This window comes from Agrobacterium genomosp. 13 str. CFBP 6927 (assembly GCA_900012615.1).
Taxonomy (GTDB): domain Bacteria; phylum Pseudomonadota; class Alphaproteobacteria; order Rhizobiales; family Rhizobiaceae; genus Agrobacterium.
The window spans coordinates 2,797,696-2,823,184 of sequence record LT009756.1 but is presented as its reverse complement, the minus strand read 5'-3'; the positions used below and the strand labels follow the sequence as shown (position 1 = coordinate 2,823,184).

At 58.6% G+C, this 25,489-nt stretch carries 25 protein-coding genes; 17 read left to right on the top strand and 8 right to left on the bottom strand.

Going from position 1 to position 25,489, the window contains the following annotated elements; all coding sequences use genetic code 11:
• Positions 1–92 precede the first annotated feature (92 nt).
• Positions 93–323, bottom strand: coding sequence for a hypothetical protein (locus AGR13A_RS13895; protein ID WP_020809819.1), 231 nt, complete (start codon positions 321–323; stop codon positions 93–95).
• Between the two features lie 109 nt (positions 324–432).
• On the opposite strand from AGR13A_RS13895, the gene AGR13A_RS13890 reads away from it, so the two are divergent.
• Positions 433–1,344, top strand: a complete 912-nt coding sequence (locus AGR13A_RS13890; RefSeq protein WP_167377502.1) for an HpcH/HpaI aldolase/citrate lyase family protein — start codon at positions 433–435, stop codon at positions 1,342–1,344.
• A complete protein-coding gene (locus AGR13A_RS13885) occupies positions 1,341–1,547 on the top strand; it encodes a DUF1737 domain-containing protein (RefSeq protein ID WP_003492695.1) in 207 nt (68 codons plus the stop codon). Before AGR13A_RS13890 ends, AGR13A_RS13885 begins: the two co-directional genes overlap by 4 nt.
• Positions 1,548–1,565: 18 nt before the next feature.
• Here AGR13A_RS13885 and AGR13A_RS13880 read toward each other — a convergent pair whose 3' ends face one another.
• Positions 1,566–2,006 carry a metallopeptidase family protein gene (locus AGR13A_RS13880; protein ID WP_003492693.1) on the bottom strand — a complete coding sequence of 147 codons (441 nt, stop codon included), beginning with the start codon at positions 2,004–2,006 and terminating at the stop codon, positions 1,566–1,568.
• 330 nt (positions 2,007–2,336) lie between these two features.
• Between AGR13A_RS13880 and rplU the strand changes: the two genes are divergently transcribed.
• From rplU to AGR13A_RS13810, 14 genes are all read left to right on the top strand, one after another.
• Entirely contained in the window at positions 2,337–2,651 is a 315-nt protein-coding gene (gene rplU, locus AGR13A_RS13875; protein WP_003492690.1) for a 50S ribosomal protein L21, read from the top strand.
• A 40-nt stretch (positions 2,652–2,691) separates the two neighbouring features.
• Positions 2,692–2,961 carry a 50S ribosomal protein L27 gene (rpmA, locus tag AGR13A_RS13870; RefSeq protein WP_003492686.1) on the top strand — a complete coding sequence of 90 codons (270 nt, stop codon included), beginning with the start codon at positions 2,692–2,694 and terminating at the stop codon, positions 2,959–2,961.
• A 131-nt stretch (positions 2,962–3,092) separates the two neighbouring features.
• Positions 3,093–3,725, top strand: coding sequence for a GNAT family N-acetyltransferase (locus AGR13A_RS13865; RefSeq protein WP_035221861.1), 633 nt, complete (start codon positions 3,093–3,095; stop codon positions 3,723–3,725).
• The gene (locus AGR13A_RS13860; RefSeq protein ID WP_003492677.1) at positions 3,722–4,312 is read left to right on the top strand and encodes a GNAT family N-acetyltransferase; all 591 of its coding nucleotides are present in this window, start codon (positions 3,722–3,724) and stop codon (positions 4,310–4,312) included. Before AGR13A_RS13865 ends, AGR13A_RS13860 begins: the two co-directional genes overlap by 4 nt.
• 215 nt (positions 4,313–4,527) lie before the next feature.
• Positions 4,528–5,595, top strand: coding sequence for a GTPase ObgE (gene obgE, locus AGR13A_RS13855; RefSeq protein WP_003492674.1), 1,068 nt, complete (start codon positions 4,528–4,530; stop codon positions 5,593–5,595).
• On the top strand, positions 5,592–6,761 hold the full coding sequence (gene proB, locus AGR13A_RS13850) for a glutamate 5-kinase (RefSeq protein WP_003492672.1): 1,170 nt from the start codon (positions 5,592–5,594) through the stop codon (positions 6,759–6,761). Before obgE ends, proB begins: the two co-directional genes overlap by 4 nt.
• Positions 6,754–8,040: a glutamate-5-semialdehyde dehydrogenase gene (locus AGR13A_RS13845; RefSeq protein ID WP_167377501.1), complete on the top strand. Its 1,287-nt coding sequence runs from the start codon at positions 6,754–6,756 to the stop codon at positions 8,038–8,040. Before proB ends, AGR13A_RS13845 begins: the two co-directional genes overlap by 8 nt.
• Positions 8,041–8,042: 2 nt before the next feature.
• Complete coding sequence (locus tag AGR13A_RS13840) at positions 8,043–8,666, top strand: nicotinate-nucleotide adenylyltransferase (RefSeq protein ID WP_035221854.1); 624 nt, start codon at positions 8,043–8,045, stop codon at positions 8,664–8,666.
• A gap of 81 nt (positions 8,667–8,747) precedes the next feature.
• Positions 8,748–9,224, top strand: a complete 477-nt coding sequence (rsfS, locus tag AGR13A_RS13835; RefSeq protein WP_208612398.1) for a ribosome silencing factor — start codon at positions 8,748–8,750, stop codon at positions 9,222–9,224.
• Positions 9,225–9,378: 154 nt separating this feature from the next.
• Entirely contained in the window at positions 9,379–9,861 is a 483-nt protein-coding gene (gene rlmH, locus AGR13A_RS13830; protein WP_080836269.1) for a 23S rRNA (pseudouridine(1915)-N(3))-methyltransferase RlmH, read from the top strand.
• A 159-nt stretch (positions 9,862–10,020) separates the two neighbouring features.
• On the top strand, positions 10,021–11,418 hold the full coding sequence (locus AGR13A_RS13825; RefSeq protein ID WP_080836886.1) for a murein hydrolase activator EnvC family protein: 1,398 nt from the start codon (positions 10,021–10,023) through the stop codon (positions 11,416–11,418).
• The gene (locus AGR13A_RS13820; protein WP_080836267.1) at positions 11,408–12,736 is read left to right on the top strand and encodes a S41 family peptidase; all 1,329 of its coding nucleotides are present in this window, start codon (positions 11,408–11,410) and stop codon (positions 12,734–12,736) included. Before AGR13A_RS13825 ends, AGR13A_RS13820 begins: the two co-directional genes overlap by 11 nt.
• 63 nt (positions 12,737–12,799) lie before the next feature.
• Positions 12,800–13,999 carry a divergent polysaccharide deacetylase family protein gene (locus AGR13A_RS13815; protein ID WP_080836265.1) on the top strand — a complete coding sequence of 400 codons (1,200 nt, stop codon included), beginning with the start codon at positions 12,800–12,802 and terminating at the stop codon, positions 13,997–13,999.
• A 56-nt stretch (positions 14,000–14,055) separates the two neighbouring features.
• Complete coding sequence (locus AGR13A_RS13810; RefSeq protein WP_080723072.1) at positions 14,056–14,568, top strand: RNA pyrophosphohydrolase; 513 nt, start codon at positions 14,056–14,058, stop codon at positions 14,566–14,568.
• Between the two features lie 45 nt (positions 14,569–14,613).
• On the opposite strand, the gene bfr is transcribed toward AGR13A_RS13810, so the two are convergent.
• The 4 genes from bfr to AGR13A_RS13790 all read right to left on the bottom strand — a co-directional run bounded on the left by bfr (position 14,614) and on the right by AGR13A_RS13790 (position 17,720).
• On the bottom strand, positions 14,614–15,099 hold the full coding sequence (bfr, locus tag AGR13A_RS13805) for a bacterioferritin (RefSeq protein ID WP_045019385.1): 486 nt from the start codon (positions 15,097–15,099) through the stop codon (positions 14,614–14,616).
• Complete coding sequence (locus tag AGR13A_RS13800) at positions 15,065–15,376, bottom strand: (2Fe-2S)-binding protein (protein WP_080600126.1); 312 nt, start codon at positions 15,374–15,376, stop codon at positions 15,065–15,067. Before AGR13A_RS13800 ends, bfr begins: the two co-directional genes overlap by 35 nt.
• Before the next feature lie 266 nt (positions 15,377–15,642).
• Entirely contained in the window at positions 15,643–16,368 is a 726-nt protein-coding gene (gene phbB / locus AGR13A_RS13795; RefSeq protein WP_080836883.1) for an acetoacetyl-CoA reductase, read from the bottom strand.
• 170 nt (positions 16,369–16,538) lie between these two features.
• A complete protein-coding gene (locus AGR13A_RS13790) occupies positions 16,539–17,720 on the bottom strand; it encodes an acetyl-CoA C-acetyltransferase (RefSeq protein WP_080836261.1) in 1,182 nt (393 codons plus the stop codon).
• 241 nt (positions 17,721–17,961) lie between these two features.
• Here AGR13A_RS13790 and phaR point away from each other — a divergent pair, with 241 nt between their 5' ends.
• Positions 17,962–18,537, top strand: a complete 576-nt coding sequence (phaR, locus tag AGR13A_RS13785; protein WP_003520279.1) for a polyhydroxyalkanoate synthesis repressor PhaR — start codon at positions 17,962–17,964, stop codon at positions 18,535–18,537.
• 226 nt (positions 18,538–18,763) lie between these two features.
• Here the strand turns inward: phaR and AGR13A_RS13780 are convergent, their stop codons facing one another.
• Both AGR13A_RS13780 and AGR13A_RS13775 read right to left on the bottom strand, forming a co-directional pair.
• Positions 18,764–20,140 (bottom strand): MFS transporter, encoded by a 1,377-nt coding sequence (locus tag AGR13A_RS13780; RefSeq protein WP_080836258.1) that lies wholly within the window; start codon positions 20,138–20,140, stop codon positions 18,764–18,766.
• 110 nt (positions 20,141–20,250) lie between these two features.
• Positions 20,251–25,011: an NAD-glutamate dehydrogenase gene (locus AGR13A_RS13775; protein ID WP_080836256.1), complete on the bottom strand. Its 4,761-nt coding sequence runs from the start codon at positions 25,009–25,011 to the stop codon at positions 20,251–20,253.
• Between the last annotated feature and the right edge of the window lie 478 nt (positions 25,012–25,489).

The following is a 25,489-nucleotide window of genomic DNA, read 5'->3' as shown; positions in this document are numbered from 1 at the left end:
ATACTGCAAAACTCGGCGCTTTAGAAGCGCAAACCCGCGTTCTTCGGTACGCCTCGTACGGCGCCCGCGCATTTTGACCGGATCAAACGATCTCAGAGATCGATAATCGTGCCTTTGCCGTCGTTCCAGACACGCATATCGCGCTGGTTGCGGGGCTTGACCGGAATGGGGGCCGGCTTCAGACGCGCCGAAAGCAGACGGGCAGCGCTAAGAACGGCGAGTACACCGATAAAAGCGACAGTGAGCGACGCCGTGAAAAGAGCGACAATCGCCAGAATTGCGATGCCGGAGGCGGCTATGAAAAATGAACGGATGCCTTGCATGATTCAACCTTTCTTTCTAGACGAATGTGGGCCTTCTTCTTCCGGCTTGCAAGAGGATTCGGTGGATTGTCAGGTTGCAGATGTCACAAAAGCTTGACACAAGTGCGGCATGACTAATTTTTTCGGAAATATTCTTGTGAGACCGCGCCGTTCGCTGCTGTCGGTTCCGGCCATCAATGCCAGAGCGCTCGAAAAAATCCGCGATCTCGATTGTGATGGGGTAATCCTTGATCTCGAGGATTCCGTTGCGCCGGAGATGAAGGGCGCAGCGCGGGAAAATCTCAGCAGGCTTTTTTCGGACGCGCCATTTGCCGGACGCGAGACCATTATCCGTATCAATCCGCTTTCCACGCCTGATGGGGCGGCGGATTTGAAGCTTGTGCTTTCCTGCCGGCCGGATGCGGTTTTACTGCCGAAGGTGGAGCAGCCCGCAGATATTCATGATGTGGCCGACCTTCTGGCGGAGGCCGATGCGCCCCAGGACCTGAAAATTTGGGCAATGATTGAGACGCCGCTGGGTGTTTTGAACGCCGCCTCCATCGCCGACGCTGCCCATACGCCGGATGCGCGGCTTGCCGCCTTTGTAATCGGGCTCAACGATCTGCGCAAGGAAACGCGTGTTCCAGTCCTCCCCGGGCGAACCTATCTCGTGCCCTGGATGATGCAGGTGGTGCTCGCCGCCCGCGCCTATGGCCTTGATGTCATCGACAGCGTGTCCAACGATTTTCGAGACATTGCAGCTTTTGACAGTGAATGCGAACAGGGTCGCGCCATGGGGTTCGATGGCAAGATGCTGATCCACCCGGCACAGATTGAGCCGGCCAATCGGCGCTTCGCGCCAGATGATGCCGCTGTTGCGGATGCGAGAGAGATTATTGCCGCTTTCGCAAAACCTGAATCTATGGAATTGAACGTCATCAACATGAACGGGCGGATGATCGAACGGCTGCATGTGGGGCAGGCCGAGAGGCTGGTTGCCATGGCCGATATCATCGCACAGAGAAAGGCAAAAAAGACGTGAAGGTCTATCGTTTCATAACTGGTCCCGATGACTCGAAGTTCTGCCATCGGGTCACCGAGGCGCTGAACAAGGGATGGGAGCTTGCCGGTTCGCCGAGCTACGCCTTCAACGCCGCAAGCGGCGTGATGCATTGCGGCCAGGCCGTGACCAAGGTGGTCGAGGGCAAGGAATACCATCCGGATATGAAGCTCGGCGAGCAATAAGACGCGCCGTCGGCGGGGCTATCGCTCCGCCGCGGCCTCGTCAGCGCTTTCCTCGATCCGCTCCATGTCATCATCCGAGAGGCCGAAATGGTGGCCGATCTCGTGGATGAGGACATGGGTGATGATGTCGCCCAGCGTTTCCTCGTTCTCGGCCCAGTAGTCGAGAATGGGGCGGCGATAAAGCGTGATGCGGTTCACCATTTCGCCCGTTTCCATGGTGAAACGTTCGGAGATGCCGCGTCCTTCAAACAGTCCGAGAAGATCGAAGGGTGTTTCGAGTGCCATGTCTTCGAACACGTCATCGGTCGGAAAATCGGCGATCTCGATGATGAGATCCTTCGTTAAAGCGCGGAATTCTTCTGGCAGGTGGCCATACGCCTCGATCGCAAGCGACTCGAAGGCGGAAAGTGTCGGCGCATGGCGGTCCCGCCAATCGTCGGTCTGGTCTATGCGGGCCATTTCTGCTCCTTGTTGGTAGGCCCATATAAACACTTGCTGCACAAATTTCGAGACCCGACTGCTTCACCTGCCGAAAAAGCATGAAATTCTTGGCGTTACAGTTACTTTTCAAGCCGTCGTCATCTTGACATAAACTGACGTCTCGCGTAATCGGCACCCAAATTGATGGCGTAGTGCGCCTTCTGTTTATTCCGCCCCTCAAAAGGCGGCTTCACCGGCAGACATTCAAAGGGGCATTCAGTCCTGACGGATTTCCGCTACTCCGACTGATAAAAAGACGGCCAGCTTGCATATGCGGGCAGAGCCGGAACGAACATGAAAGGATAAAAAATGTTCGCAGTCATCAAGACCGGCGGTAAGCAGTACCGCGTAGCGGCCGACGCCGTGCTGACCATCGAAAAGCTGGAAGCAGAGGCAGGCGCAACTGTAGAATTCACCGAAGTTCTCGTTGTTGGCGAAGGCGCCGACGCCAAGTTCGGTGCACCCTTTGTCAAGGGCGCCATCGTCAAGGCTGAAGTTGTCGAGCACAATCGCGGCAAGAAGGTCATCGCCTTCAAGAAGCGTCGTCGTCAGAACTCCAAGCGTTCGCGCGGCCATCGTCAGCATCACACTGTCGTCCGCATCACGGACATCGTTGCTGCCTGATCGGCGCGACACGGGAAACAAGGTTTAAAGGAGAACTCCAATGGCACACAAAAAAGCTGGCGGTTCCTCGCGTAACGGTCGCGATTCCGAATCCAAGCGCCTTGGCGTAAAGAAGTTCGGCGGCGAAGCCGTCATTCCAGGCAACATTATTCTGCGTCAGCGCGGCACGCAGTGGCATCCGGGCGCCAATGTCGGCATCGGCAAGGACCACACGATTTTCGCACTGACCGCAGGTAACGTGAACTTCCGCACGAAGGCCAACGGCCGCGTGTTCGTATCCGTGGCTCCGAAAGCGGAAGCCGCAGAATAAGCCGGTAAGCGTCATATGCAGCCGGTGTCCCATCGACCCGGCTGAGACGTATCAGGTTCAGTCAAGAAAACAGGGGAGATGGGGCACCACCCAACTCCCCTTTTTCTTTAACCCCAAGGAGGGACTGAACCATGCAAGCTGAATTGTTGAGGGTTGACCAATCACGGTCACCCGAGGAACGGCCGAGGCCCGATCGGTCGAGGAGCGATTGCCCCGTTTTACTGTCGCAGAGGCTGGTTTTGCGCAAGCCTCACGAAGAAGACATCGACGCCCTTGCCCATCTTGCCAACAACGCCAATATCGCGACCATGGTGTCGCGTATGCCGCACCCGTACACGGCCAAAGACGCCGCGGACTTCGTGCGACGCACCAAAGCTGGCGAGATTGGCAAGTGCGTCTATGCGATTACCCGCATGGACAATGGCGAGTTTCTGGGCTGCTGCGCGCTGGAACCCCAGGAAGACGAAAAGACGCTGGAGATCGGTTACTGGCTGGGGGAACCCTACTGGAACCGGGGTTACATGACGGAAGCCGCGCATGCGCTGATCGACATGGCCTTCCGCACGCGTGAAATCGACCAGATCGATGCGCGTTGCCGGGTCACCAACATTCCCTCGCGTCGCGTCATCCAGAAGTGCGGTTTCCAGTTCCAGGGCTCCGGCATGGTTGGTTCGCTGGCGCTGGGCGGCATGGTGCCGGTTGAATGGTACCGGCTGGACCGCAAGACCTGGGTTTCGCTGAAGAGCTGGGGGGATATGGGATGAGCACGCTCGAGCTTACCCGTCGCCGTGCAGCTGCAACCGCAGCGCCGCCCGGCCCCTGCCCTGTCATTGAGACGTCGCGTCTGGTGCTGCGCCCGCAGCGGCTTTCCGACGCTGGCAGCATTGCGGAATCGCTTGGCGATTTCGCCGTGACCAGGATGCTGGCTCGTGTTCCCGCACCCTACCACAGGCAGGATGCGCTGGAATGGCTGGTTCTGCGCACCTCCGGCACCCTGCCCGACTGGGATTTCGCCATCACCAGTGGTGACGATACCCTGATCGGGGTTGTCTCGATCGAGCTGCGGCACGGCGAGTGGCATCTGGGCTACTGGCTCAACCGTTTCTACTGGGGCAAGGGTTACATGACCGAGGCGGTGGCTGCTGTGGTCGAGCGGTTCTTCCGCCGCATGCCGGGGGTGGTTCTCCATTCCGGCGTGTTCGCGGATAACCCTGCATCCCTGCGTGTGCAGGAGAAACTGGGCTTCCGGGTGACCGGCTGCCACCAGATCTATGCCACGGCGCGTGCCGCCATGGTGGCGCATATCGATACGGTGATCACGGCTGAGGATTTCATTCCGCCGCATCGCTGACACCTGAAGAGCATCGGGCCGAAAACCATTACAGTTTTCGGCCCGATGCTTTGAACAGGGCCGGTTTATCCCAAACCGACCTTGTCTCACGCAGGGGCTTCCCGCACGATAGTCTTTGACCTCGTGAAGAAGCGCTTGTATTCGAAACGACGATATTTTTGTTTGGCGCAACGCGATTGACGAATGCGCCCGCAAACCGACAGAACGGCAGTCCGATGAAATTTCTCGATGAAGCAAAAGTCTATATCAAGTCCGGTGATGGTGGCGCAGGCGCTGTTTCCTTCCGGCGCGAAAAATTCATCGAATTCGGCGGTCCTGACGGTGGCGATGGCGGACGCGGCGGCGATGTCTGGGTTGAGGTGGTCAACGGCCTCAACACGCTGATCGATTTCCGCTTCCAGCAGCATTTCAAGGCCTCCATCGGGCAGCACGGCATGGGCAAGACCCGCACCGGCGCCAAGGGTTCGGATGTGGTGCTGAAGGTACCCGTCGGTACGCAGATATTCGAGGAAGACAATGAAACACTGATTGTCGACCTCACCAAGGAAGGTCAGCGCTTTCGTCTCGCCGCCGGCGGTAATGGCGGTTTCGGCAACGCCTATTTCAAGTCGTCCACCAACCAGGCGCCCACCCATGCCAATCCGGGTCTTGCCGGCGAGGAAAAGACGGTCTGGCTTCGCCTGAAGCTGATCGCCGATGCCGGTCTTGTTGGTCTGCCGAATGCGGGCAAATCCACATTTCTCGCGACTGTCACCCGTGCGCGGCCGAAGATTGCCAATTATCCCTTCACCACCCTGCATCCGAACCTAGGCGTCGCGACCATCGATGGCCGTGAATTCGTGCTGGCCGATATTCCGGGCCTCATCGAAGGCGCGCATGAAGGTGTGGGCATCGGTGACCGTTTCCTCGGTCATGTGGAGCGTACCCGCGTTCTTCTGCATCTCGTCTCGGCGCAGGAAGAAAAGGTCGGCAAGGCCTATAAGACGGTCAAGGCCGAGCTGGATGCCTATGGCGGCGGGCTGACCGACAAGCCGGAAATCGTGGCTTTGTCGCAGATCGACGTGCTCGATGAAAAAGAGCTGAAAAAGAAGGCCAAGGAACTGGAGAAGGCCTGTGGTCGTCCGCCGCTCCTGTTGTCTGCTGCCGCCCATATCGGCATGACGGAAGCGTTGCGTGCCCTTCGCGATATCATTGTCTCGGCGAGCCATGGCGGCGAAACCGCCCTTCCCGATCGTTCGATGCCTGCCGAGAGCGAGGTTGAGGAAGAGGACGATCGCCTATGAGCCTGACCCGCAAACCGCTGGCCAGCCATCACCGGATCGTCATCAAGATTGGTTCGGCACTTCTGGTGGACCGGAAAAGCGGGCTCAAGAAGGATTGGCTTGACGCCATCTGCGAGGATATCGCCGCGCTGAAGAAAAACGGCGCGGATGTGCAGGTCGTGTCTTCGGGCGCCATCGCGCTCGGCCGTACCGTGCTTGGCCTGCCCTCCGGCGCATTGAAGCTGGAGGAAAGTCAGGCGGCCGCCGCAGTCGGCCAGATTGCCCTGGCGCGGGCGTGGTCGGAAAGCCTGTCGCGGCATGAGATTGTCGCGGGCCAGATTCTGCTGACGCTCTCCGATACCGAGGAGCGCCGCCGTTATCTCAATGCGCGGGCGACCATCAACCAGCTCCTGAAGATCGGTGCCATACCGATCATCAATGAAAACGACACGGTCGCGACCACCGAAATCCGTTATGGCGACAATGACCGTCTGGCGGCGCGTGTCGCGACCATGACGGGTGCCGATCTTCTGGTGCTGCTGTCGGATATTGACGGGCTCTATACTGCACCACCGCATCTCGATCCGGATGCGAAATTCCTTGAGACGATTGCGGATATCACACCTGAGATCGAGGCCATGGCAGGCGGTGCGGCCTCCGAGCTTTCACGTGGCGGCATGCGCACCAAGATCGATGCGGGCAAGATCGCGACGGCTGCGGGCTGCGGCATGATCATCGCCTCCGGTAAGACGCTCAATCCGCTGAAGGCGATCGAAAACGGTGCCCGCTCCTCGTGGTTTGCGCCATCAGGCACACCGGTGACGGCGCGCAAGACCTGGATTGCCGGGCAGTTGCAGCCGGCCGGTGAAATCCATGTGGATGCCGGCGCGGAAAAAGCCCTCTATGCCGGTAAAAGCCTGCTTCCCGCGGGCGTGCGGGTGGTTAAGGGCAATTTCGGTCGTGGTGATGCCATCGCCATCATCGGCGTGGAGGGCCGCGAGGTCGCGCGTGGTCTTGCGGGTTACGATGCGGAAGAAGCGCGTCTCATCATCGGCCACAAGTCGAACGAGATCGAGGCGATCCTCGGTTATGTCGGACGTGCGGCGATGATCCATCGCGACGATCTGGTGATGACCGGTGCTGCCGTCAAAGTCAAAAATGCGAAGAAGGATGAGGTCCATGCCTGAACAGGCCGTGAAGCAGAGCCATGATATCGATGCGCTGATGATGACCATCGGCGCTCAGGCAAAAGCTGCTTCGCGACCGTTGTCCATTGCAGGGACTGAACAGAAGAACCGCGCGCTTCTTGCGATGGCATCCGCGATAGAGGCCTCCAGAGAAACGATCCTTGCGGCCAACAGGAAAGATCTGGCCGCGGCGGATAATGCCGGCCTTGCCGCCTCCTTCATCGACAGGCTCACGCTAAACGATGCGCGGATAGCCGGCATTGCCGAAGGCATTCGCTCGGTTGCCGGGCTGCCCGACCCCGTCGGCGAAGTCATTGCCGCCTGGGATCGTCCGAACGGGCTGAAGATCGAGCGTGTGCGCACGCCGCTTGGCGTGATCGGTGTGATTTACGAAAGCCGCCCGAATGTGACGGCGGATGCCGGGGCGCTCTGCCTCAAGGCCGGCAATGCCGTGATCCTGCGGGGCGGCTCGGATTCGCAACATTCATCGCGTGCTATCCATGCCTGCCTCGTTGAGGGCCTGAAGATCGCCGGACTTCCCGAACATGCCATTCAGCTGGTGCCGGTCACAGATCGTGCTGCCGTGGGTGCGCTTCTTGGCGGATTGAATGGCACTGTTGACGTGATCGTGCCGCGCGGGGGTAAAAGCCTCGTTGCGCGGGTGCAGTCTGAAGCCCGTGTTCCGGTCTTTGCGCATCTGGAAGGTATTTGCCATATCTATGTCGACAGCTCGGCCGATCTCGACATGGCGAAACGCATCGTCGTGAATGCCAAGATGCGCCGTACCGGCATTTGCGGGGCGGCCGAAACCCTGCTGGTGGATGCCGCTGCCGTTTCCACGCATCTGGAACCGCTCATCAAGGGTCTGATCGAGGCCGGATGTGAAGTGCGTGGTTCACAGGCCGTTCGCAATGCGGTTGAGGGCCTGAAAGCGGCGACGGAAGAAGACTGGCGAACCGAATATCTCGATGCGATCATTTCGGTTGCTGTCGTTGACGGTATATCCGGCGCCATCGATCATATCAGCACCTATTCATCCAATCATACCGAAGCGGTGATCGCCGAGGATCCTGATGTGGTGGAGCGGTTCTTCAACGAACTCGATTCGGCCATTCTGCTGCACAATGCCTCGACGCAATTTGCCGATGGCGGTGAATTCGGCATGGGTGCGGAAATCGGCATCGCCACCGGCAAGATGCATGCGCGGGGCCCTGTCGGCGTCGAGCAGCTCACTTCGTTCAAATACCGGGTGCATGGCACCGGCCAGACACGGACCTGATTTTGCCGACCGAGAAACGCCTCGACAGACGTTATCTCACCATGCCGCATGCGGAGCGCGGCATGGTTGTCGGGCTTTTCGGCGGCTCCTTTAATCCGCCGCATGCCGGTCATGCCCTCGTTGCTGAAATCGCGCTGCGCCGGTTGGGTCTCGACCAGCTCTGGTGGATGGTGACACCGGGCAATCCGCTGAAAAGCCGCTCGGAACTGGCGTCTCTGGAGGACCGCATCGCTGCGTGCGAAAGGCTGGTCAGCGATCCGCGCATCAAGGTGACGGCCTTCGAAAAATCGCTGGGAATCAGCTACACGGCCAATACGCTTGCCAAGGTGAAGGCGAAAAATCCGCATGTCCGGTTCATCTGGATCATGGGCGCCGATAATCTGAAAAGCTTCCATCGCTGGCAGAAATGGCGGGAGATTGCCGAGACTTTTCCGATTGCGGTGATTGACCGGCCGGGCTCCACCCTCTCCTATCTCTCCTCCACCATGGCGCAGGCCTTCAGTCAGGCGCGGATAGATGAGGACGATGCGGGGGTCCTGTGGAAGAAACGCGCCCCTGCCTGGGTTTTCATCCATGGCCCGCGCTCCACGCTCAGCTCCACGGCATTGCGTAATGGTCACAAATGACACGCATGATCACAAATGATGTATGCGCCAGAAGCCGAAGCCTCCATATCTTGAAAAGTTAATGCTTTGGTGCCACCTTTATTGAGCGACGCAGAGAATCGCGTCGCCAGTACCTGTTTTGTCATTCTTGGAAAGGGAAAACCTCTGACAACAGTACACGCCAAGGGAAGAGCATTTGTTGCTATCCCGAAGGGCCAGGACAGTGGCGCCGATGCCGCCGACCACGCCCTTGAAACCGTCCTCGCGAGCCTCGAGGACTCCAAGGCCGAAGATATCGTATCTCTCAACATTGCCGGAAAATCGGCGCTTGCGGACTACATGGTTGTGGTCTCCGGGCGATCGAACAGGCATGTCTCGGCGATTTGCGAGCATCTTCTTAAAGATATGAAGGGTGAAGGGTTCGGAAACGCCCGCGTCGAAGGTCTCGAGACCGGAGACTGGGTGCTGATCGATACCGGCGATATCATCGTTCATGTGTTCCGTCCGGAAACCCGCGCCTTCTATAACATTGAAAAAATGTGGGCGACGCCGGATATGCCGGAAGAAACGCTGCATTGACGCGGTGAGCCTTGTTGCGCATCGAGCTTCCCGACTATCTCGTTTGATGTCGGGCCGGTGCGTCTGGCCGGAAAGCGAACCGGCCGCATAGGAATCCGCAGGCTATGCTGTTAAGAGCGTGACCCTGTTGGGTCACGACGAATGCAGGTTTGCGATGCGGATTTCGATTTTTGCGGTGGGGCGGCTTAAATCCGGCCCGGAGAAGGATCTTGCGACCCGTTATATCGAGCGTCTAGCCAAGACCGGCCCGGCGATCGGGCTGGAGTTTTCGCGGGTGATAGAGGTCGCGGAAAGCCGTGCGTCGAATGCCGAGACACGCAAGCGCGAAGAAGCGGCGATGCTTGAAAAACATCTGGTCGACGGGGCGGTTCTCGTGCTTCTGGATGAGCGCGGCAAGGCGCTGGACAGCCCAGGTTTTGCGACATTTTTTGGTGATTTGCGCGATAGCGGCAAGCGCGATCTCGTGATCGCGATCGGTGGCGCCGACGGTCTCGACCCGGCCCTTTACGACAGGGCGGTCGCCGTTCTCAATCTCGGCAAGCTCACATGGCCGCATCAGATCGTTCGTATTTTGATCGCCGAACAGCTCTACAGGGCCGTCACGATCCTTTCCGGCCATCCCTATCATCGCGTTTGAACGGGTTTCGATTCGGCGAATTGTCTCAATTTCAACATGAAGCTCCGCGACACCGCTGACAGCGCACGGCTTTGGCGGCGGCTTTTCCAGGGCCTCTTGGAAGATCGCGGCAAAATCCCTAATATCGGCGCTCCTGCTTCGGCATCAAAGAAAGTTCACATGGACAACAGGTCTCAACGAAAACGGCACGCTGCCCTTGCGGGCGCGGTTATTGCTGTTTTCGTCATGGGGATCGGTCCGACCTATTCGCGGGACGATGCGGGCGCCGTTCCCGCCGCAGGCGATGATTCGTCGCCGGATGCGCTGCAAACGCTGGAAAAGCGCCGGGACCAGAACCGACAGGATCTGGAGGAACTGGTCGACAGCATCGGCCTTTCCGAAGACAAGACCCGCAATCTCGAGGAGAGCATCGCATCCCTCAATCAGGACAGTGCCCGTATCCGGGAGGAGCTGATCGCATCGGCTGCCCGGCGCAAGGCCCTCGAAACCAAGATCAGCGACGGCGAAGATCGTCTGGCGAAGCTCTCGGTTCGCGAAGATGGCGTCAAGGCATCCTTGCGGGAGAGACGCGGTGTGCTTGCCGAGGTTCTGGCCGCGCTGCAGCGCATGGGACGAAATCCGCCGCCTGCCCTTCTGGTCTCGCCGGAGGATGCGCTTGCTTCGGTGCGCAGCGCCATTCTTCTCGGCGCCGTTGTTCCAGGTATTCGCGGTGAAACTGACAAGCTGATTTCCGCTCTCAAAGAATTGACCGATCTCAGGCAGGCAATCGCTCGCGAAAAGGACGATCTTACGGGTATGATGACGGCAAGTCTGGAAGAGGAAAAACGCCTCGACCTGCTGCTGGCTGAAAACGGTCGCAAGAACACCCAGACGGCGGCGGAGCTGGAGGCGGAACGCAAGCGATCTGAAGAGCTTGCGAGCAAGGCGACGAGCCTCGAGGGGCTGGTCAGTTCGCTTGAAGGCGAGATTACCTCGGTGCGGGAGGCGATGGAAAAGGCGCGGGCGGAAGAGCAGCGGCTGGCCCGTCTTTCCGAGGCGGAGCGCGAAAAAGAGCGTGCTGCGGCCGAGGCGGGAATGCCTGATAAAAACCGTATTGCGCCCGCATATCCCTTCGCAAGTTTGAAGGGAAAGCTGGAGGTTCCGGTTGCGGGCGAGGTGCTTCGGCGCTTCGGCGATGCGGATGGTACTGGCCACTTTTCCAAGGGAATTGTCGTTGCGAGCGGACCGGAAGCCATCGTGACGGCGCCTGCAGACGGCTTTGTGGTGTTTGCCGGAGATTTTCGCAGTTACGGCCGGATGATCATCCTCAATACGGGTGATGGATATCATGTGGTGATGACGGGCATGGACAATGTGAGGACACGGCAGGGAATGTTTGTGTTCTCCGGAGAGCCCATCGCCTCCATGGGTGCAAAAAGAGTAGCGAGTGCAGCAGCATTGGCGCTGGAAACCGACAGGCCAACGCTTTACATTGAGTTCAGGAAAGATGGTGTGCCGGTTGATTCCCAACCGTGGTGGACCGCAAAAAATACCGGAAGGGCGCACAATGATTCGTAAGGTTTCGCTTCTCCTTATCGGTGGGCTTATGGGCGCCACGGCGATGAGCGTGATTTATTCGGCGAGCATGCCGGCACAGGCGGCCGGGCCTTCGACCTATAAGGAATTGTCGATCTTTGGCGACGTGTTCGAGCGTGTGCGTGCACAATATGTGACGCCGCCGGATGACGAGAAGCTGGTGGAAAATGCCATCAACGGCATGCTGAGCTCGCTCGATCCGCATTCGAGCTTCATGAATGCCAAGGATGCCAACGATATGCGCACCCAGACAAAGGGTGAGTTCGGCGGTCTCGGCATCGAAGTGACCATGGAAAACGAGCTGGTCAAGGTCATTACACCGATCGATGACACGCCGGCTTCCCGCGCGGGTATTCTTTCGGGTGACTTCATTTCGGAGATCGACGGTACGCCGGTTCGCGGCCTGAAACTGGAGCAGGCTGTCGAAAAGATGCGCGGTGCGGTCAAGACGCCGATCAAGCTGACGATCATCCGTCAGGGCGCGGACAAGCCGCTCGAATTCACCGTCATGCGTGATGTCATTGCCGTTCGTGCGGTGAAGTCCCGTGTTGAAGGCGACAATGTCGGTTATCTGCGTGTCATCTCCTTTACCGAAAAGACCTATGACGACCTCGAAAAGGCGATCAAGAAGATCAAGGCGGATGTGCCTGCCGACAAGCTGAAGGGCTATGTGCTTGACCTGCGCCTTAACCCGGGCGGTCTGCTCGATCAGGCGATCAATGTCTCTGACGCCTTCCTTGAGCGTGGCGAAGTCGTTTCGACCCGTGGCCGCAACCCGGACGAGACCCGCCGCTTCAATGCGACGGCAGGCGATCTGACCGATGGCAAGCCGGTGATCGTGCTCGTCAATGGCGGTTCTGCTTCGGCCTCTGAAATCGTCGCCGGTGCGCTGCAGGATCTGCGTCGCGCGACCGTGGTCGGCACCCGCTCCTTCGGTAAGGGTTCTGTCCAGACGATCATTCCGCTCGGCGAGGCAGGTGCGCTGCGCCTGACCACGGCGCTTTATTACACGCCGTCGGGCAAGTCGATCCAGGGCACGGGCATCGAGCCCGATATCAAGGTCGAACAGCCATTGCCGCCCGAACTGCAGGGCAAGGTGACCACCGAAGGTGAATCCGGTCTTTCCGGCCACATCAAGGGCCAGAGCGAAACGGACGAAGGTTCGGGTTCCTCCGCCTACGTTCCGCCGGAAGCCAAGGATGACATCCAGCTCAACTATGCGCTGGACCTGTTGCGCGGCACCAAGACGGATCCGTCTTTCCCGCCGAATCCGGAAAAGGCTGTGGTCAACAAGCAGTAAGATGGATGCGCCGGTCAGCCGGCGCGTTGTCTCCATTGCCCAACCGTTTGGACGGATTGTTCATTGTCTTCGGACCTGCGAAAACCGCTTCTGGGTCGTCAGAAAAAAAGCGCCGGTATCAACCGGCGCTTTTCCGTCATTATGGTTCTGTCTGCACTTGCCGTTCTGACGATCGGCGGGCTTTCCGTCTATACGGCCTTGTCTACGGGTAATTTGCAGAGGACGGCGGCTGAGCCGGATACTCAGCCCAAGCTTCCTGAAAATAAACCGGAAACAGCGGCGACCGACAGTGCGGGTTCCGGCGTAACGGCCGGTCTGCAGCCGGAAAGCGGACGTTCCGGCGCCAATATCAACCGGTCGACCATGCCGGACGGCAACGTCGTATCGGTCTATTCTCCTCGTCCGCGTGATGCCGACGGACCGGTCCTGATGAGCGGCCAGACCTATGGTCAGGACCCGCGCATGGCGATGCGGCCCAATGACGAATTGCTGGAAGAGACGGCTTTTGGCCGGCTGCCAATCATCGGTGCCGACGGTTTGCGGCCGATGGAGCAATATGCAAGGCCCTGGTCCGGCGCACGCGGCACCCGGGTAGCAATCGTAGTGGGCGGTCTCGGTCTCAGCCAGACAGGTTCGCAAAAAGCGATCCGGGAACTGCCGCCGGAAGTGACGCTCGGTTTCGCCGCGAGCGGCAACAGCCTGCAGCGGTGGATGCAGGAAGCACGCAGGGAGGGACATGAAATCCTCCTGCAGATACCCCTGGAGCCTTTCGGCTATCCCGGAACCAATCCCGGTCCGGACACGCTGCTGGCGGGCGATCCGGCGAAGGTCAACATGGACCGGCTGCACCGTTCCATGGCAAAAATCACCAATTATACCGGTGTCATGAATTATCTTGGCGGGCGCTTCCTTTCCGAGCAGGCGGCGCTGGAGCCGGTTATGCGTGACATAGGCAAGCGCGGGCTGCTTTTTCTGGATGATGCCTCGTCGGCGCAGTCTTTGAGCGGCGGGATTGCCAAGGCCATCTCCGCGCCACAGGGGTTTGCCGATGTGCTGCTCGACGGTGACGTGACCGAAGCTGCGATTTTACGCAAGCTGGACGAGTTGGAGCGGATCGCGCGCCGTAACGGCCAGGCGATCGGTGTGGCGTCGGCTTTCGACGAAAGCATCGTCGCCATTTCTAAGTGGTCTCGGGAAGCCGGTGGGCGGGGTATCGAGATTGTCGGTGTTTCTGCGCTTGTTTCGCAGCAGGCGGGACAGTAAACCTTCCGGGCGGCCATTTCCGCGCCTTTCAGGCGCCCAGACAATGCGGGTTTCCAATGACAATCAAAGCAGAAGATTTGCCTTACCGTCCCTGTGCGGGAATAATGGTTCTGAACGCCGAAGGCCTGGTCTGGGCCGGCCGGCGTATCAGGGAAGGTAACTCAGAATATGATGGCTCACCGCAATTGTGGCAGATGCCGCAGGGTGGCATCGACGAAGGAGAGCGGCCTTTGACGGCCGCCATTCGCGAACTCTACGAAGAGACAGGCATGAAATCGGTGACGTTGCTTGCGGAAGCGAGCGACTGGATTCACTATGACCTGCCGGCCGAATTGATCGGTATCGGCCTTAGGGGCAAATATCGTGGGCAGGCGCAGCGCTGGTTCGCGTTCCGCTTCGATGGCGATGAAAGCGAAATACAGATCGACCCGCCCCCGACCGGGCATACGGCCGAATTCGACGCCTGGGGCTGGAAACCAATGGAAAGCCTTCCCGAGCTGATCGTACCTTTCAAGCGTGCGGTTTACGAGAAGGTCGTGGCGGAGTTCCAGCATCTTTCCGGCAAATAAAAAAGGCGGCCTGTGGCCGCCTTTTCTCTGATCTATTGCGAAAGCTTATTCCGCTTCGTTGGCGGAATCGGCGTTGAGCTGACCGTATTTTTCCGCGCCAATCTTGCCGAGCAGGTCAAGCTGAGTTTCGAGGAAGTCGATATGGCCTTCCTCGTCAATCAGCAGAGCTTCAAAAAGCTTCATGGAGACGTAGTCTCCGGCCTCGGAACAGATATCACGGGATTTCTTGTAGGAGGTCCGTGCGTCGTATTCGCCGGCGAGATCCGCTTCCAGCACTTCCTTGACGTTCTGGCCGATGCGCAGCGGCGCCAGGGTCTGAAGGTTGGGATGGCCTTCGAGGAAGATAATACGATCGATGATCTTGTCGGCGTGCTGCATCTCTTCGATGGATTCTGCACGCTCCTTCTTTGCAAGCTTGGTGTAGCCCCAGTCGTTCAGAAGCCGGTAGTGAAGCCAATATTGGTTTACTGCACCGAGTTCGAGAAAAAGGGCCTCGTTAAGCCGCTCGATGACTTTTTTGTCGCCTTTCAATGTCCGCTCTCCTGTTCTCTTCATGGAATCGCTTCAGGCGGGACATAAAATCAAAAACATCGGCCTCAGTCGAGTGGCGACGGGCGTGATATTCTTCCGTGGTTTTGATGATCAGGTCGACAACGGTCGGGAAACAGCCGCAACAGCGACCGCGTTTTTCCATGGCGTGATACACTTTTGCAGGGACGATCAGCTGCCAACAGTCCTCATCCAGGAGCTCGTTGATGACGTCCCGGATATCGTGATCGGTGATGTAATTGCAGCTGCAAACCAGCATGATGGACTGCCTGTATGACGCAACACGTTGTTTTCGTTCTTAAACCAAAACAGGACACCAAATGTCAAGAAAAACCTCCTTCCAAAAGCCCGGCAGATTTCTAGACTCATTCTAAACTATACGAAAACTATCGTGTTTTCATCGGTTTAGCGGTTTCATTATTGCGGTGTTTTATGTTCAAGTTTTTGTGCTCCGCAAAATCGCAGCAGCAATTATCACGAAAAGTTTACCGCTTTCGATTGCCGCGACAGCTACGTGCACCGTTGTCAGGAGAAATATTGCCCGCCATTGGCCGTCATGGTGGAGCCGGTGATGAAGCCGGCCTCGTCTGACACCAGAAACAGGACGCAACGCGCAATTTCTTCCGGTTCGCCCAGACGGCCGACGGGAATTTGCGGCACAATCCGTTCGGCCAGCACTTTTTCCGGAATAGCTCTCACCATTTCCGTGCCGATATAGCCGGGGCAGATGGCGTTGACAGTGATGTTGCGGCTGGCACCTTCCTGCGCAAGCGCCTTGGTGAAGCCGATATCGCCTGCCTTCGAGGCGGAGTAGTTGGCCTGCCCCGCCTGCCCCTTCTGGCCATTGATGGAGGAAATATTGACGATGCGTCCGAAGCCGCGGTCGCGCATGCCCGGCCAGACGGGATGCGTCATGTTGAAGACGCCGGTGAGATTGGTGTCGATCACCTCACGCCACTGCTGCGGTGTCATCTTGTGAAACATTGCATCGCGGGTGATGCCGGCATTGTTGACCAGCACCTCGACCGGACCGAAGGTTTCTTCCACTTTTGCAATGCCATTCACGCAGGCATCATAGTCGCGGACGTCCCATTGAAAGGCGGGAATTCCGGTTTCTTTCTGGAATGCTTCCGCCCTGTCCGTCGTGAAGGCGTAGTTGACGGCCACCCGGTAGCCGGCAGCTTTCAAGGCGCGGGCGATAGCGGCGCCGATGCCGCTCGTCCCGCCGGAAATCAACGCAACCCGGCTCATATAGGCCTCCATGACCTGTCATTGAAGCGCCTGCATATGTGCGAGGATGCTTCATCCTGCTGAAATTCGTGTCGTGCTCAACGGCCATAGAAATGCGGCCAATGGGAGGCTGCTTCTACCCTATTGTTCGCTGAACCGGAATTGCTTTCTGGAAAACGGCGTTGCGGCCTTCAGAGCGCTTCGATGCACATGGCGACACCCATGCCGCCGCCGATGCAGAGCGTTGCAAGACCCTTGGACACGTTGCGACGGCGCATTTCGTAGATCAACGTGTTGAGGACGCGCGCGCCGGAAGCGCCGATCGGATGGCCGATGGCAATTGCGCCGCCGTTGACGTTGACGATAGCGGGATCGAGGCCGAGTTCGCGCACCACCGCACAGGATTGGGCGGCGAAGGCCTCGTTGGCTTCGACCAGGCCAATATCGCCAATCGACCAGCCGGCCTTGGCCAGAGCCTTGCGAGAGGCGGGGATGGGACCGGTTCCCATGATTTGCGGATCGACGCCGGCCGTCGCCCAGGACGCGATACGCGCCAGCGGCTTGATGCCGCGCCTTGCCGCTTCCTGCTCCGACATCAGGAGCGTGGCGGCTGCGCCATCGTTGAGGCCGGAGGCGTTGCCTGCCGTTACCGTGCCTTCCTTGTCGAAGGCCGGGCGCAGTTTTGCCATTGTTTCGAGAGAGGCGCCGGCGCGGATATGTTCATCCGCATCGATGACGATATCGGCCTTGCGGCCTTTAACCGTAAAGGCCACGATCTCGTCGGCGAAACGGCCGGAGTTCTGTGCGGCTTCGGCCTTGTTTTGCGATGCAACGGCGAACTGGTCCTGTTCATCACGGGAAAGCTGCCACTGGCGGGCAATGTTCTCGGCAGTTATCCCCATGTGGTAACCGTAAAAGGCGTCGGTCAGGCCGTCTTTCAGCATGGTGTCGATCATCTTGAAATCGCCCATCTTCACACCGCCGCGCAGATGGGCGCAGTGGGGCGCCATGGACATGGATTCCTGTCCGCCGGCAATGACGATGGCCGCGTCGCCCGTCACGATCTGCTGCATGCCGAGTGCGACGGCGCGCAGGCCGGAACCGCAGAGCTGATTGACGCCAAAAGCGGTTGCTTCCTGCGGAATGCCGGCCTTCATGGCCGCCTGTCGCGCTGGATTCTGCCCTTCGCCTGCGGTGAGTACCTGACCGAGGATGACTTCATCGATTTCACTCGCCGCAACGCCAGCCCGTTCCAGCACGGCCTCAATGACCGTTGCCCCAAGCTCGTGGGCGGGCGTATTGGCGAAGTGGCCATTGAAAGAGCCGACAGCGGTGCGGGCAGCGCTGGCAATCACGATTGAAGGCAATGTCATCTGTTTCTCCTCACATGCGGGCGGAGACTGGCAAAGCTTTCAATACAAGTCAAATGCCGAAAGTTGCTTTAAAAGATGTTGCTAAATCAAGCTGGAATCTTGCGAAAAATTGCTGCGCAAAAAACAAACTGTTGCGATGCACAAAACATTTGTCAGAGGGCTCGTTTTGCGCATACACTTTGCAGCGGGAAGAGCAATAACACCAAAAAACAAAAAATACCATCATCGCGAGGAGGCGGGCATGGCGAAACACGACGGCGAAACAATCATTAAAAAATATGCCAACCGGCGGCTCTATAATACCGGCACCAGCACCTATGTGACGCTCGACGACCTGGCGCAGATGGTCAAGCGTGGTGAGGACTTCAAGGTTCAGGACGCCAAGTCCTCCGAAGACATTACCCACGCGGTGCTGACGCAGATCATCGTCGAACAGGAAGCCAAAACCGGCAATACGCTGTTGCCGACGGCATTTCTGCGGCAGCTGATCTCCTATTACGGCGACCAGATGCAGATGGTCGTGCCGACATTTCTCGAACATTCGATGAAGACCTTTTCCGATCAGCAGAGCCAGATGCAGGAGCATATGGCTAAGGCTTTCGGCGACGGTTCGCTCGCCCGCAATTTTCAGGCGCCATTGCAGATGATGGAAGAGCAGATCCGCCGCAACACGGAACTCTTCCGGCAGGCGATGCAGGGTTTCACACCTTTCGCAATGCCGCAGGCGCCCAAGGAAACCCGCAAGCCGAATGCCTCCGAGATTGATGAGCTGAAGGCGCAGCTGCGCGCATTGCAGCAAAAACTCGACCAGCTGTGATGAAGGCCGTGGAATTCAGAAGCGGTGCGCTTCGCTTGCCTATATCCGCGATGCAGCTTCCAGCTTGTTGACCAAGGTGTTCAGACCTCTCCGCCGTCATCCTCGGGCTAGCCCCGAGGATCCACAACATGCAGAAATCAATGGATCCTCTGGTCTAGCCCGAGGATGACGTCGAATATGCGGAGCGATTTATCATCACTCGCGCGTCTTATAAGTTTCAGGTTCTTCAGTTTGCGGCCCGTTCGGGCACACGCAGCAACAGCAGAAATCCAGCCCCCAGGAACAGGATGAGCGTGGCCATGCCGATATGGGCAGAGCCGCTTACATAGGTTGCTATGGAAAACGATAGTGTCGCCATGAAACTCGTGGCGCGGCCGGAGAGCGCATAGATGCCGAAATAGCGGCCCGCCTCCGCCACGGTGATATTGCGGGCGAGATAAGAGCGCGACGAGGCCTGGACGGGGCCGAAGGCGAGGCCGATCAATACGCCATAAAGCAGATAGGCTTTTTCCGCGCCGGTTGCGAAGATGCCGCCATTATCCGTCGTCGACAATTGTATCCAGCCGAACAGGGTCGAGCCCTTTTCCGTGGAGACGATGCCGAGCGTGGCGAGCAGCAGGAGCACCAGACTGATGAGAATGGTGATGCGAGAACCGAGTTTCTGATCGACGCGTCCGGCCGCAAAGCAGCCTGCGATGGCGACGACATTGAGGAGAATGCCGAAGAGGCCGATTTCCATCGTCGCCCAGCCGAACATGCCGGCCGCAAAGGCGCCACCCAGAATGAGCACGCCGTTGACGCCGTCCTGATAAAGCATGCGCGCGATCAGAAACCGCAACAACACGGGGCGGTAGCGCAATTCGCGCAGGGTTATCTTGAGTTCCCCCAGTCCCGAGCGGATCGCGGCTCCGAAGGGCAGGCCCTTTTCGGCGTCCGGGGTCAGCAGAAACATCGGCAGAATGAAGATGAGATACCAGAGTGCCGCGAATGGACCGGTTATTCTGGCGTCCTCGCCGGTTGCCGGATCGAGACCGAAAAGCGGTTTGATGCCGGCGATCGTCAGTCCGGTTTGCGGGTTGGCGGCCAGAAGTGTCACCACGGCGATCAACACCACCATGCCGCCGAGATAACCGAGACCCCAGGCGAGATTGGAAATGCGTCCGACATTCTGCGGATTGGTCAGCCGCGGCATCATGGAATCGTTGAAGACGATAGAAAATTCCGCCGCGATGGAGGCGAGGATCATGCAGATGATCGGCAGGATGAGCGGTGAGCCTGGTGCTGCGAACCAAAGGAAAAAGAGACTTACGATCTTGATGACCGCAAAAAAGGCGATCCACGGCTTTCTCGCGCCGGACTGGTCAGCGATGGAGCCGAGAATGGGGGAGAAGAGGGCTATGATGATAGACGACACCGTCGCCATGTTGCTCCATGTCGCCTGCGCCGAAATCGGATCATCGGTGAGGCGGGCGACGAAATAAGGGCCGAAAACGAAGGTTGTGACGACCGTAAAAAAGGGCTGCGCCGCCCAGTCGAACATGACCCAGCCCCAGATGCCGCGTTTCGCAACCACTGTTTCCGCATTCGGGGTGGGGACAGTCATTCATCGTCCTATCGGATATCAGGGGGAGGATAGAAGGTGGGATGTTGGCGCATCGTGCCATCTATCGCCATCCGGGCCAATAACCCGGATGGCGTTTTTCGGATGGTCGATCAGCGCGCCTGAACGATATCGCCAAGCAGCCCTGCCGCCACTGTCAGGCGGGCGAGGTTGGTATCGCCGCTTTCGCTGAGCGCGCCGAGTTCGGAAACGATGCGGTTGACGCGCACGCGGTCTGCCGCATACCAGGCCTGAACCGGATCCTTCTCCTTCGCATGCTCGGTGAGCGCCGAAATGACGATCCGGCGTCTCGACAAGGCGATCTGGTCCTGGCTGCGCAGGAGGGCCAGGCTCTCATAGTGATCAACCGGCGTGATGCGCTGGCTGGCATCCAGCAGACGCGCGACACGGAAGGTCGACGAGACGGTGGCATAGCTTTCGGCGGCTCGGGCAAGCGTTGTGCCTGCACTTTCGGCAATGCGCATGATTTCCGGCACATAGACCAGCAGGGAAAGCGTATCCAGTTCTTCCAGAAGGCCGGAGGGAACGCCGTCGATTTCCGTGACACCAAGTTCGCGACGATATTTCGCCGCTGCCGGCGACAGCGTCTTGATGGCGGTTTTCAGGCGCTCGATTTCGGTCGCCATGTCACTCGTTCCCGCACCCGCGCTTCCGGTTTGCAGGTAAAGGCGGCTCGCATCCGAGAAGATGCGGGTGATCGTGGCATAAAGACCGTTCTGGATTTCACCGCCCACCTTGCCGTCAAGCGCGTCAACCTCGCCCCACAGGCGTTTGAGGCCGAAGCCATCCTCGACGATCACCGCCGCCTTAACGACATCGGCCGCCAGGAGGCCGCTTGCGTCAGCGAGTTTCTGCACGAAACCCGGACCTCCGCGGTTCACCACGGCATTGGCGAGTGCAGTCGCGACGATTTCACGGTGCAGGCGATGCGCCTTGATATCGTCGGCATAGTTCTTCTGCATCTTGGCCGGGAAATAGTCGACCAGGAGATGCTGGAGATAGGGCTCGTCGGGAAGCGGGCTTGCCACAAGTGCGTCGAACAGGGTCAGCTTGGCATAGGAGAGAAGTACGCCGATTTCCGGCCGGGTCAGCGGCTTTCCGGTGGCGTATCTTTCGCTGAGTTCGGCATTGTTCGGCAGGGTTTCAACCTTGCGGTTCAGTTGCCCGGTTGCCTCGAGCGCGCTCATGAGGCGGCCGAGCTCTTCGCGGTTTGCGAGCCCAAGCCGCTCCGTGAGCGAGATCGCCAGCGATTGCAGATAGTTGTTGCGCAGCACCAGTTGCGCCACTTCCGGTGTCATGGAAGCGAGAAGCTGGTTGCGCTTCGGCATCGTCAGGCGACCGCTATTGACGGCGGAGGCAAGCGCGATCTTGATGTTGACCTCGACGTCGGAGGAGTTCACGCCAGCCGAGTTGTCGATAGCGTCGGAATTGCAACGCCCACCCGCCAGCGCATAAGCGATGCGGCCCTTCTGGGTGATGCCCAGATTGGCGCCTTCGCCGATGACCTTGGCGCGCAGCTCCGTTGCGTTGACGCGGATGGGGTCGTTGGCCCTGTCACCCACCTCGGCATTGGTTTCCACCGCCGCCTTGATGTAGGTGCCGATGCCGCCGAACCACAGAAGATCGGTCGGCGCCTTCAGGATGGCGGTCATGATCTCGAAGGGTGTGGCGACGGATTTGTCGAGGCCGATGGCGGCCACGGCTTCCGGCGTCAGCGTCACAGATTTTTCGGAACGCGAAATGATCATGGCGCCGTCGGAGAGCGTCGAGCGGTCATAATCTTGCCAGCTGGAACGCGGCAGTTCGAAAAGCCGCTTGCGCTCTGCGAAGGATTTGTCGGTATCGGGATCCGGATCGATGAAGATGTCGCGGTGATCGAAGGCGGCGATCAGCCTGATCTTTTCCGACAGCAACATGCCATTGCCGAAAACGTCGCCGGACATGTCACCCACACCCGCCACCGTGAAGGGGGTGGTCTGGATGTCGGTATCCATTTCACGGAAATGGCGTTTCACCGTCTCCCATGCGCCCCGCGCGGTGATGCCCATCTTCTTGTGGTCGTAACCGGCCGAGCCGCCCGATGCGAAGGCATCGTCCAGCCAGAAGCCGGCGTCGTGGGCAAGGCCGTTCGCCGTATCGGAGAAGGTTGCCGTTCCCTTGTCGGCGGCGACGACGAAATAGGGGTCGTCACCATCCAGCCGCAGCGTATCGGCCGGCGGCACGATGGCGTCGTCGACGATATTGTCGGTGATGGAGAGCAGGGTGCGGATGTAGGTCTTGTAGGCTTCGCGGCCGGCGTTGAAGACCTCGTCGCGGGAACCGCCAACGGGCAGGTTCTTCGGGAAGAAGCCGCCCTTGGCGCCGACTGGTACGATCACCGCGTTCTTGACCTGCTGCGCCTTGACGAGACCGAGCACTTCCGTGCGGTAATCCTGGCCGCGATCCGACCAGCGAAGACCGCCGCGCGCGACCTTGCCGAAGCGCAGGTGCACGCCTTCAACCTCGGTTCCATAAACGAAGATTTCGCGGAAGGGACGCGGATCGGGCAGGCCATCCAGATGTTTCGGATCGAACTTGAACGCCAATAGGTCACGCGGCGTGCCGTCGGCATTTTTCTGGAAGTAGTTGGTGCGAAGTGTCGCGTCGATGGCGTTGACGTAGCGCCTCAGCGTACGGTCCTCGTCGAGGTTGGGAACGCCGCTCAATGCGGTCTCTATCGCCTTGTGTATCTCCGCGAGTTTCTTCAGCCGCTTCTTTTCTTCGATGGATGGATCGAAGCCAGCCTTGAAAAGCGCGAAAATATTCCGGGAAATGGCCGGGTATTTGAAGAGCGTTTCGGAAATATGCTCCTGCGAATAGACAATGCCGGTCTGGCGCAGATAACGGGCATAGGCGCGCAGCACGGACACTTCACGCACGGTCAGGCCGCAGGCGAGGATCAGGCGGTTGAAGTTGTCGTTATCCACCTTGCCGGAGAAGGCGGCAAGAAAAGCCTCTTCCAGTTTCTGCCCATAATGCGGCAGATCGAGCGTCGTGCCCTTGGCGACGGATAGTTCCATGTCATGCAGCACGATGTCGCGCTTTTCGCCATCCGAAACGACACCAACGTCGAAGGTGCGCTCGCTGATGACGTTGAAGCCCAGATTTTCGAGCAGTGGCACGCGCCGCGAGAGCGGCAGGTGGCCGTCGCGATGGAATATCTTCAGCGAAAGAGTGTCGGCCGATTGGCCTTCCTGCTGGTAGAACTCAATGCGGACTGGCTCGCCTTTTACGGCGGCCAGGATATCCGTCATGTCGCCGATCGCCTCTTCCGGCGTGAAGGCTTCCTGATAGGCCTGATCCACCTCCAGCACCGGAGCACCCGGCTCGGAGAGGGTGACAAAATGGTCTATCCAGCGTGCGGCGATATCGCTGACGGCATCTTCGAGCTTATCCTGGGCGATACGAGGCGTCTTGCCTTCCGTGCGGCCGACGATGAAGTGGACGCGGGCGACAGCCCCTTCTGGGAAGGCAGGATAATAGGCGGAAATATGCCCGTCATAGACCTTGCTCAGATAGTCGCCGATCTTCTCGCGCACATAGGAATTGTATTCCTCGCGCGGCACGAAAATGATGGCCGAGACGAAGCGGTCGAAACGGTCGATGCGGGCGAGGACACGCACGCGCGGACGGTCGCTCAATTCCATGATCTGCTCGATGAAGCGGATCAGCAAATCCGTTTCGATCTGGAAGAGATCGTCGCGGGGATAGGCTTCCAGCGTGTTCTGCAGGATGCGGCCGGAATGGCTGTTCGGATCGAAACCGAAGTGCCGCTCGACATCGGCCACCTTGGCGCGCAGCAGCGGTATCTGCTTGACCGAACGCGTATAGGCCGTGGCGGTGAACAGGCCGACGATACGCAATTCGCCAATGACATTACCGTCCTCGTCAAAGCGCTTGATGCCGATATAATCCATATAGGCGCGGCGATGCACGATGGACTTCACATTCGCCTTGGTGACGATGAGGAAATCCGGGCCATCGAGGAAGGCAAGAATTTCCGGCGTCGTCGTCACGGCATTCTTGCCGAGGCGCAGAACACGCACATCCGGATCGCTGAGGCTGCCGAGACCGACGCCGTCACCGCGTTCGATCTTCGCGTTCTTTCCCTTGCCGGAATAGGTGTAGTCGCGCATGCCGAGGAAAGTGAAATTGTCGTTGCGAAGCCAGTTGAGGAATTCGACGGCTTCCGTCCGCTCGGTCTTGCGCCGCGACGAGCCGCGCTTTGAGAGCTCGTCCAGCGCCTCATCGAGCTTTGCCAGCATGGGCCGCCAGTCGCGGTAGGCGAACTGGACCTGCGCCAGGACGAAACGCAGCCGTTCTTCCAGCGTTGCGGCGGCCTGCGCGGTCAGCGGCGCGATATGCAGCTGGATGAGGCTGATATTCTCGGTGGGATCATCTTCGGGCTCCGCAAGGCGGTAACCTGCCTGGGCGGTGTCGTCGCGAACGAGGATCGGATGCACCGCAAGATAAAGTCCACGATAGCTGCTTGTGACTTCGCCCATGACGGAATCATAGAGGAACGGCATGTTGCGGCCGATAATCGTGAGAACCGTTACAGGAATATCCCGCGGGGAAACGCCCTCCACCTGCGTGATGCTGATATGGGGCGCCTCTCCGGTCCAGTGCGACAGCGCGCCGAAACTGTGAGCGGCGCTCGCTGCCAGCATCTCTGCGGAATAATATTCTATATCGTCGGCGCTTGCCCTTCCATAAAGAATACCTGGATCAAGAAATTGGACATTTTCGGCAATTGCCTGCTGACGCGCTTTTTCGATCTGTTTTTCGCGTTTTGGATTATTTCTGTAGCCCATTTGACGTGGATTCCTCCAAAAATCACACTTTAATTTAAAAAAAGCACCGCCAATTTACGGATTTTGCCTTTTCAGTCGAATCGGATATTGGCGTGGAATTACGAAGAGTTTAAGAGGCTTTCGTGTTTCTTCAGTCGGTAAGTGAAATTTTTTTGCTTCTTTTGCCATGAGGGTCTGTCTCAAAGCATTCGACAGTATTTTTGCGGCTAATTTTTAGGCGGTTCTTGGACTGCCATGTGATGTTGCGGCCACGGTCGAAGCAAATTATTGATTTGCGCCTATTTTTGTGGTACACCAACGACACTGATCCACAGCGTGGCATTTGTGTGCCCAAAAACACCACGAAAGCAACACCTCTTTTGCACGCGGTTTCCGTGACATATCGAGCGTTTACGTTATCGAACCCCGCAAGACGGGAAGGTGTGTTTTTGCGTGCACGGCTGGACCAGTGCGGAGTCACCTGACGGTTCCCCCGTCT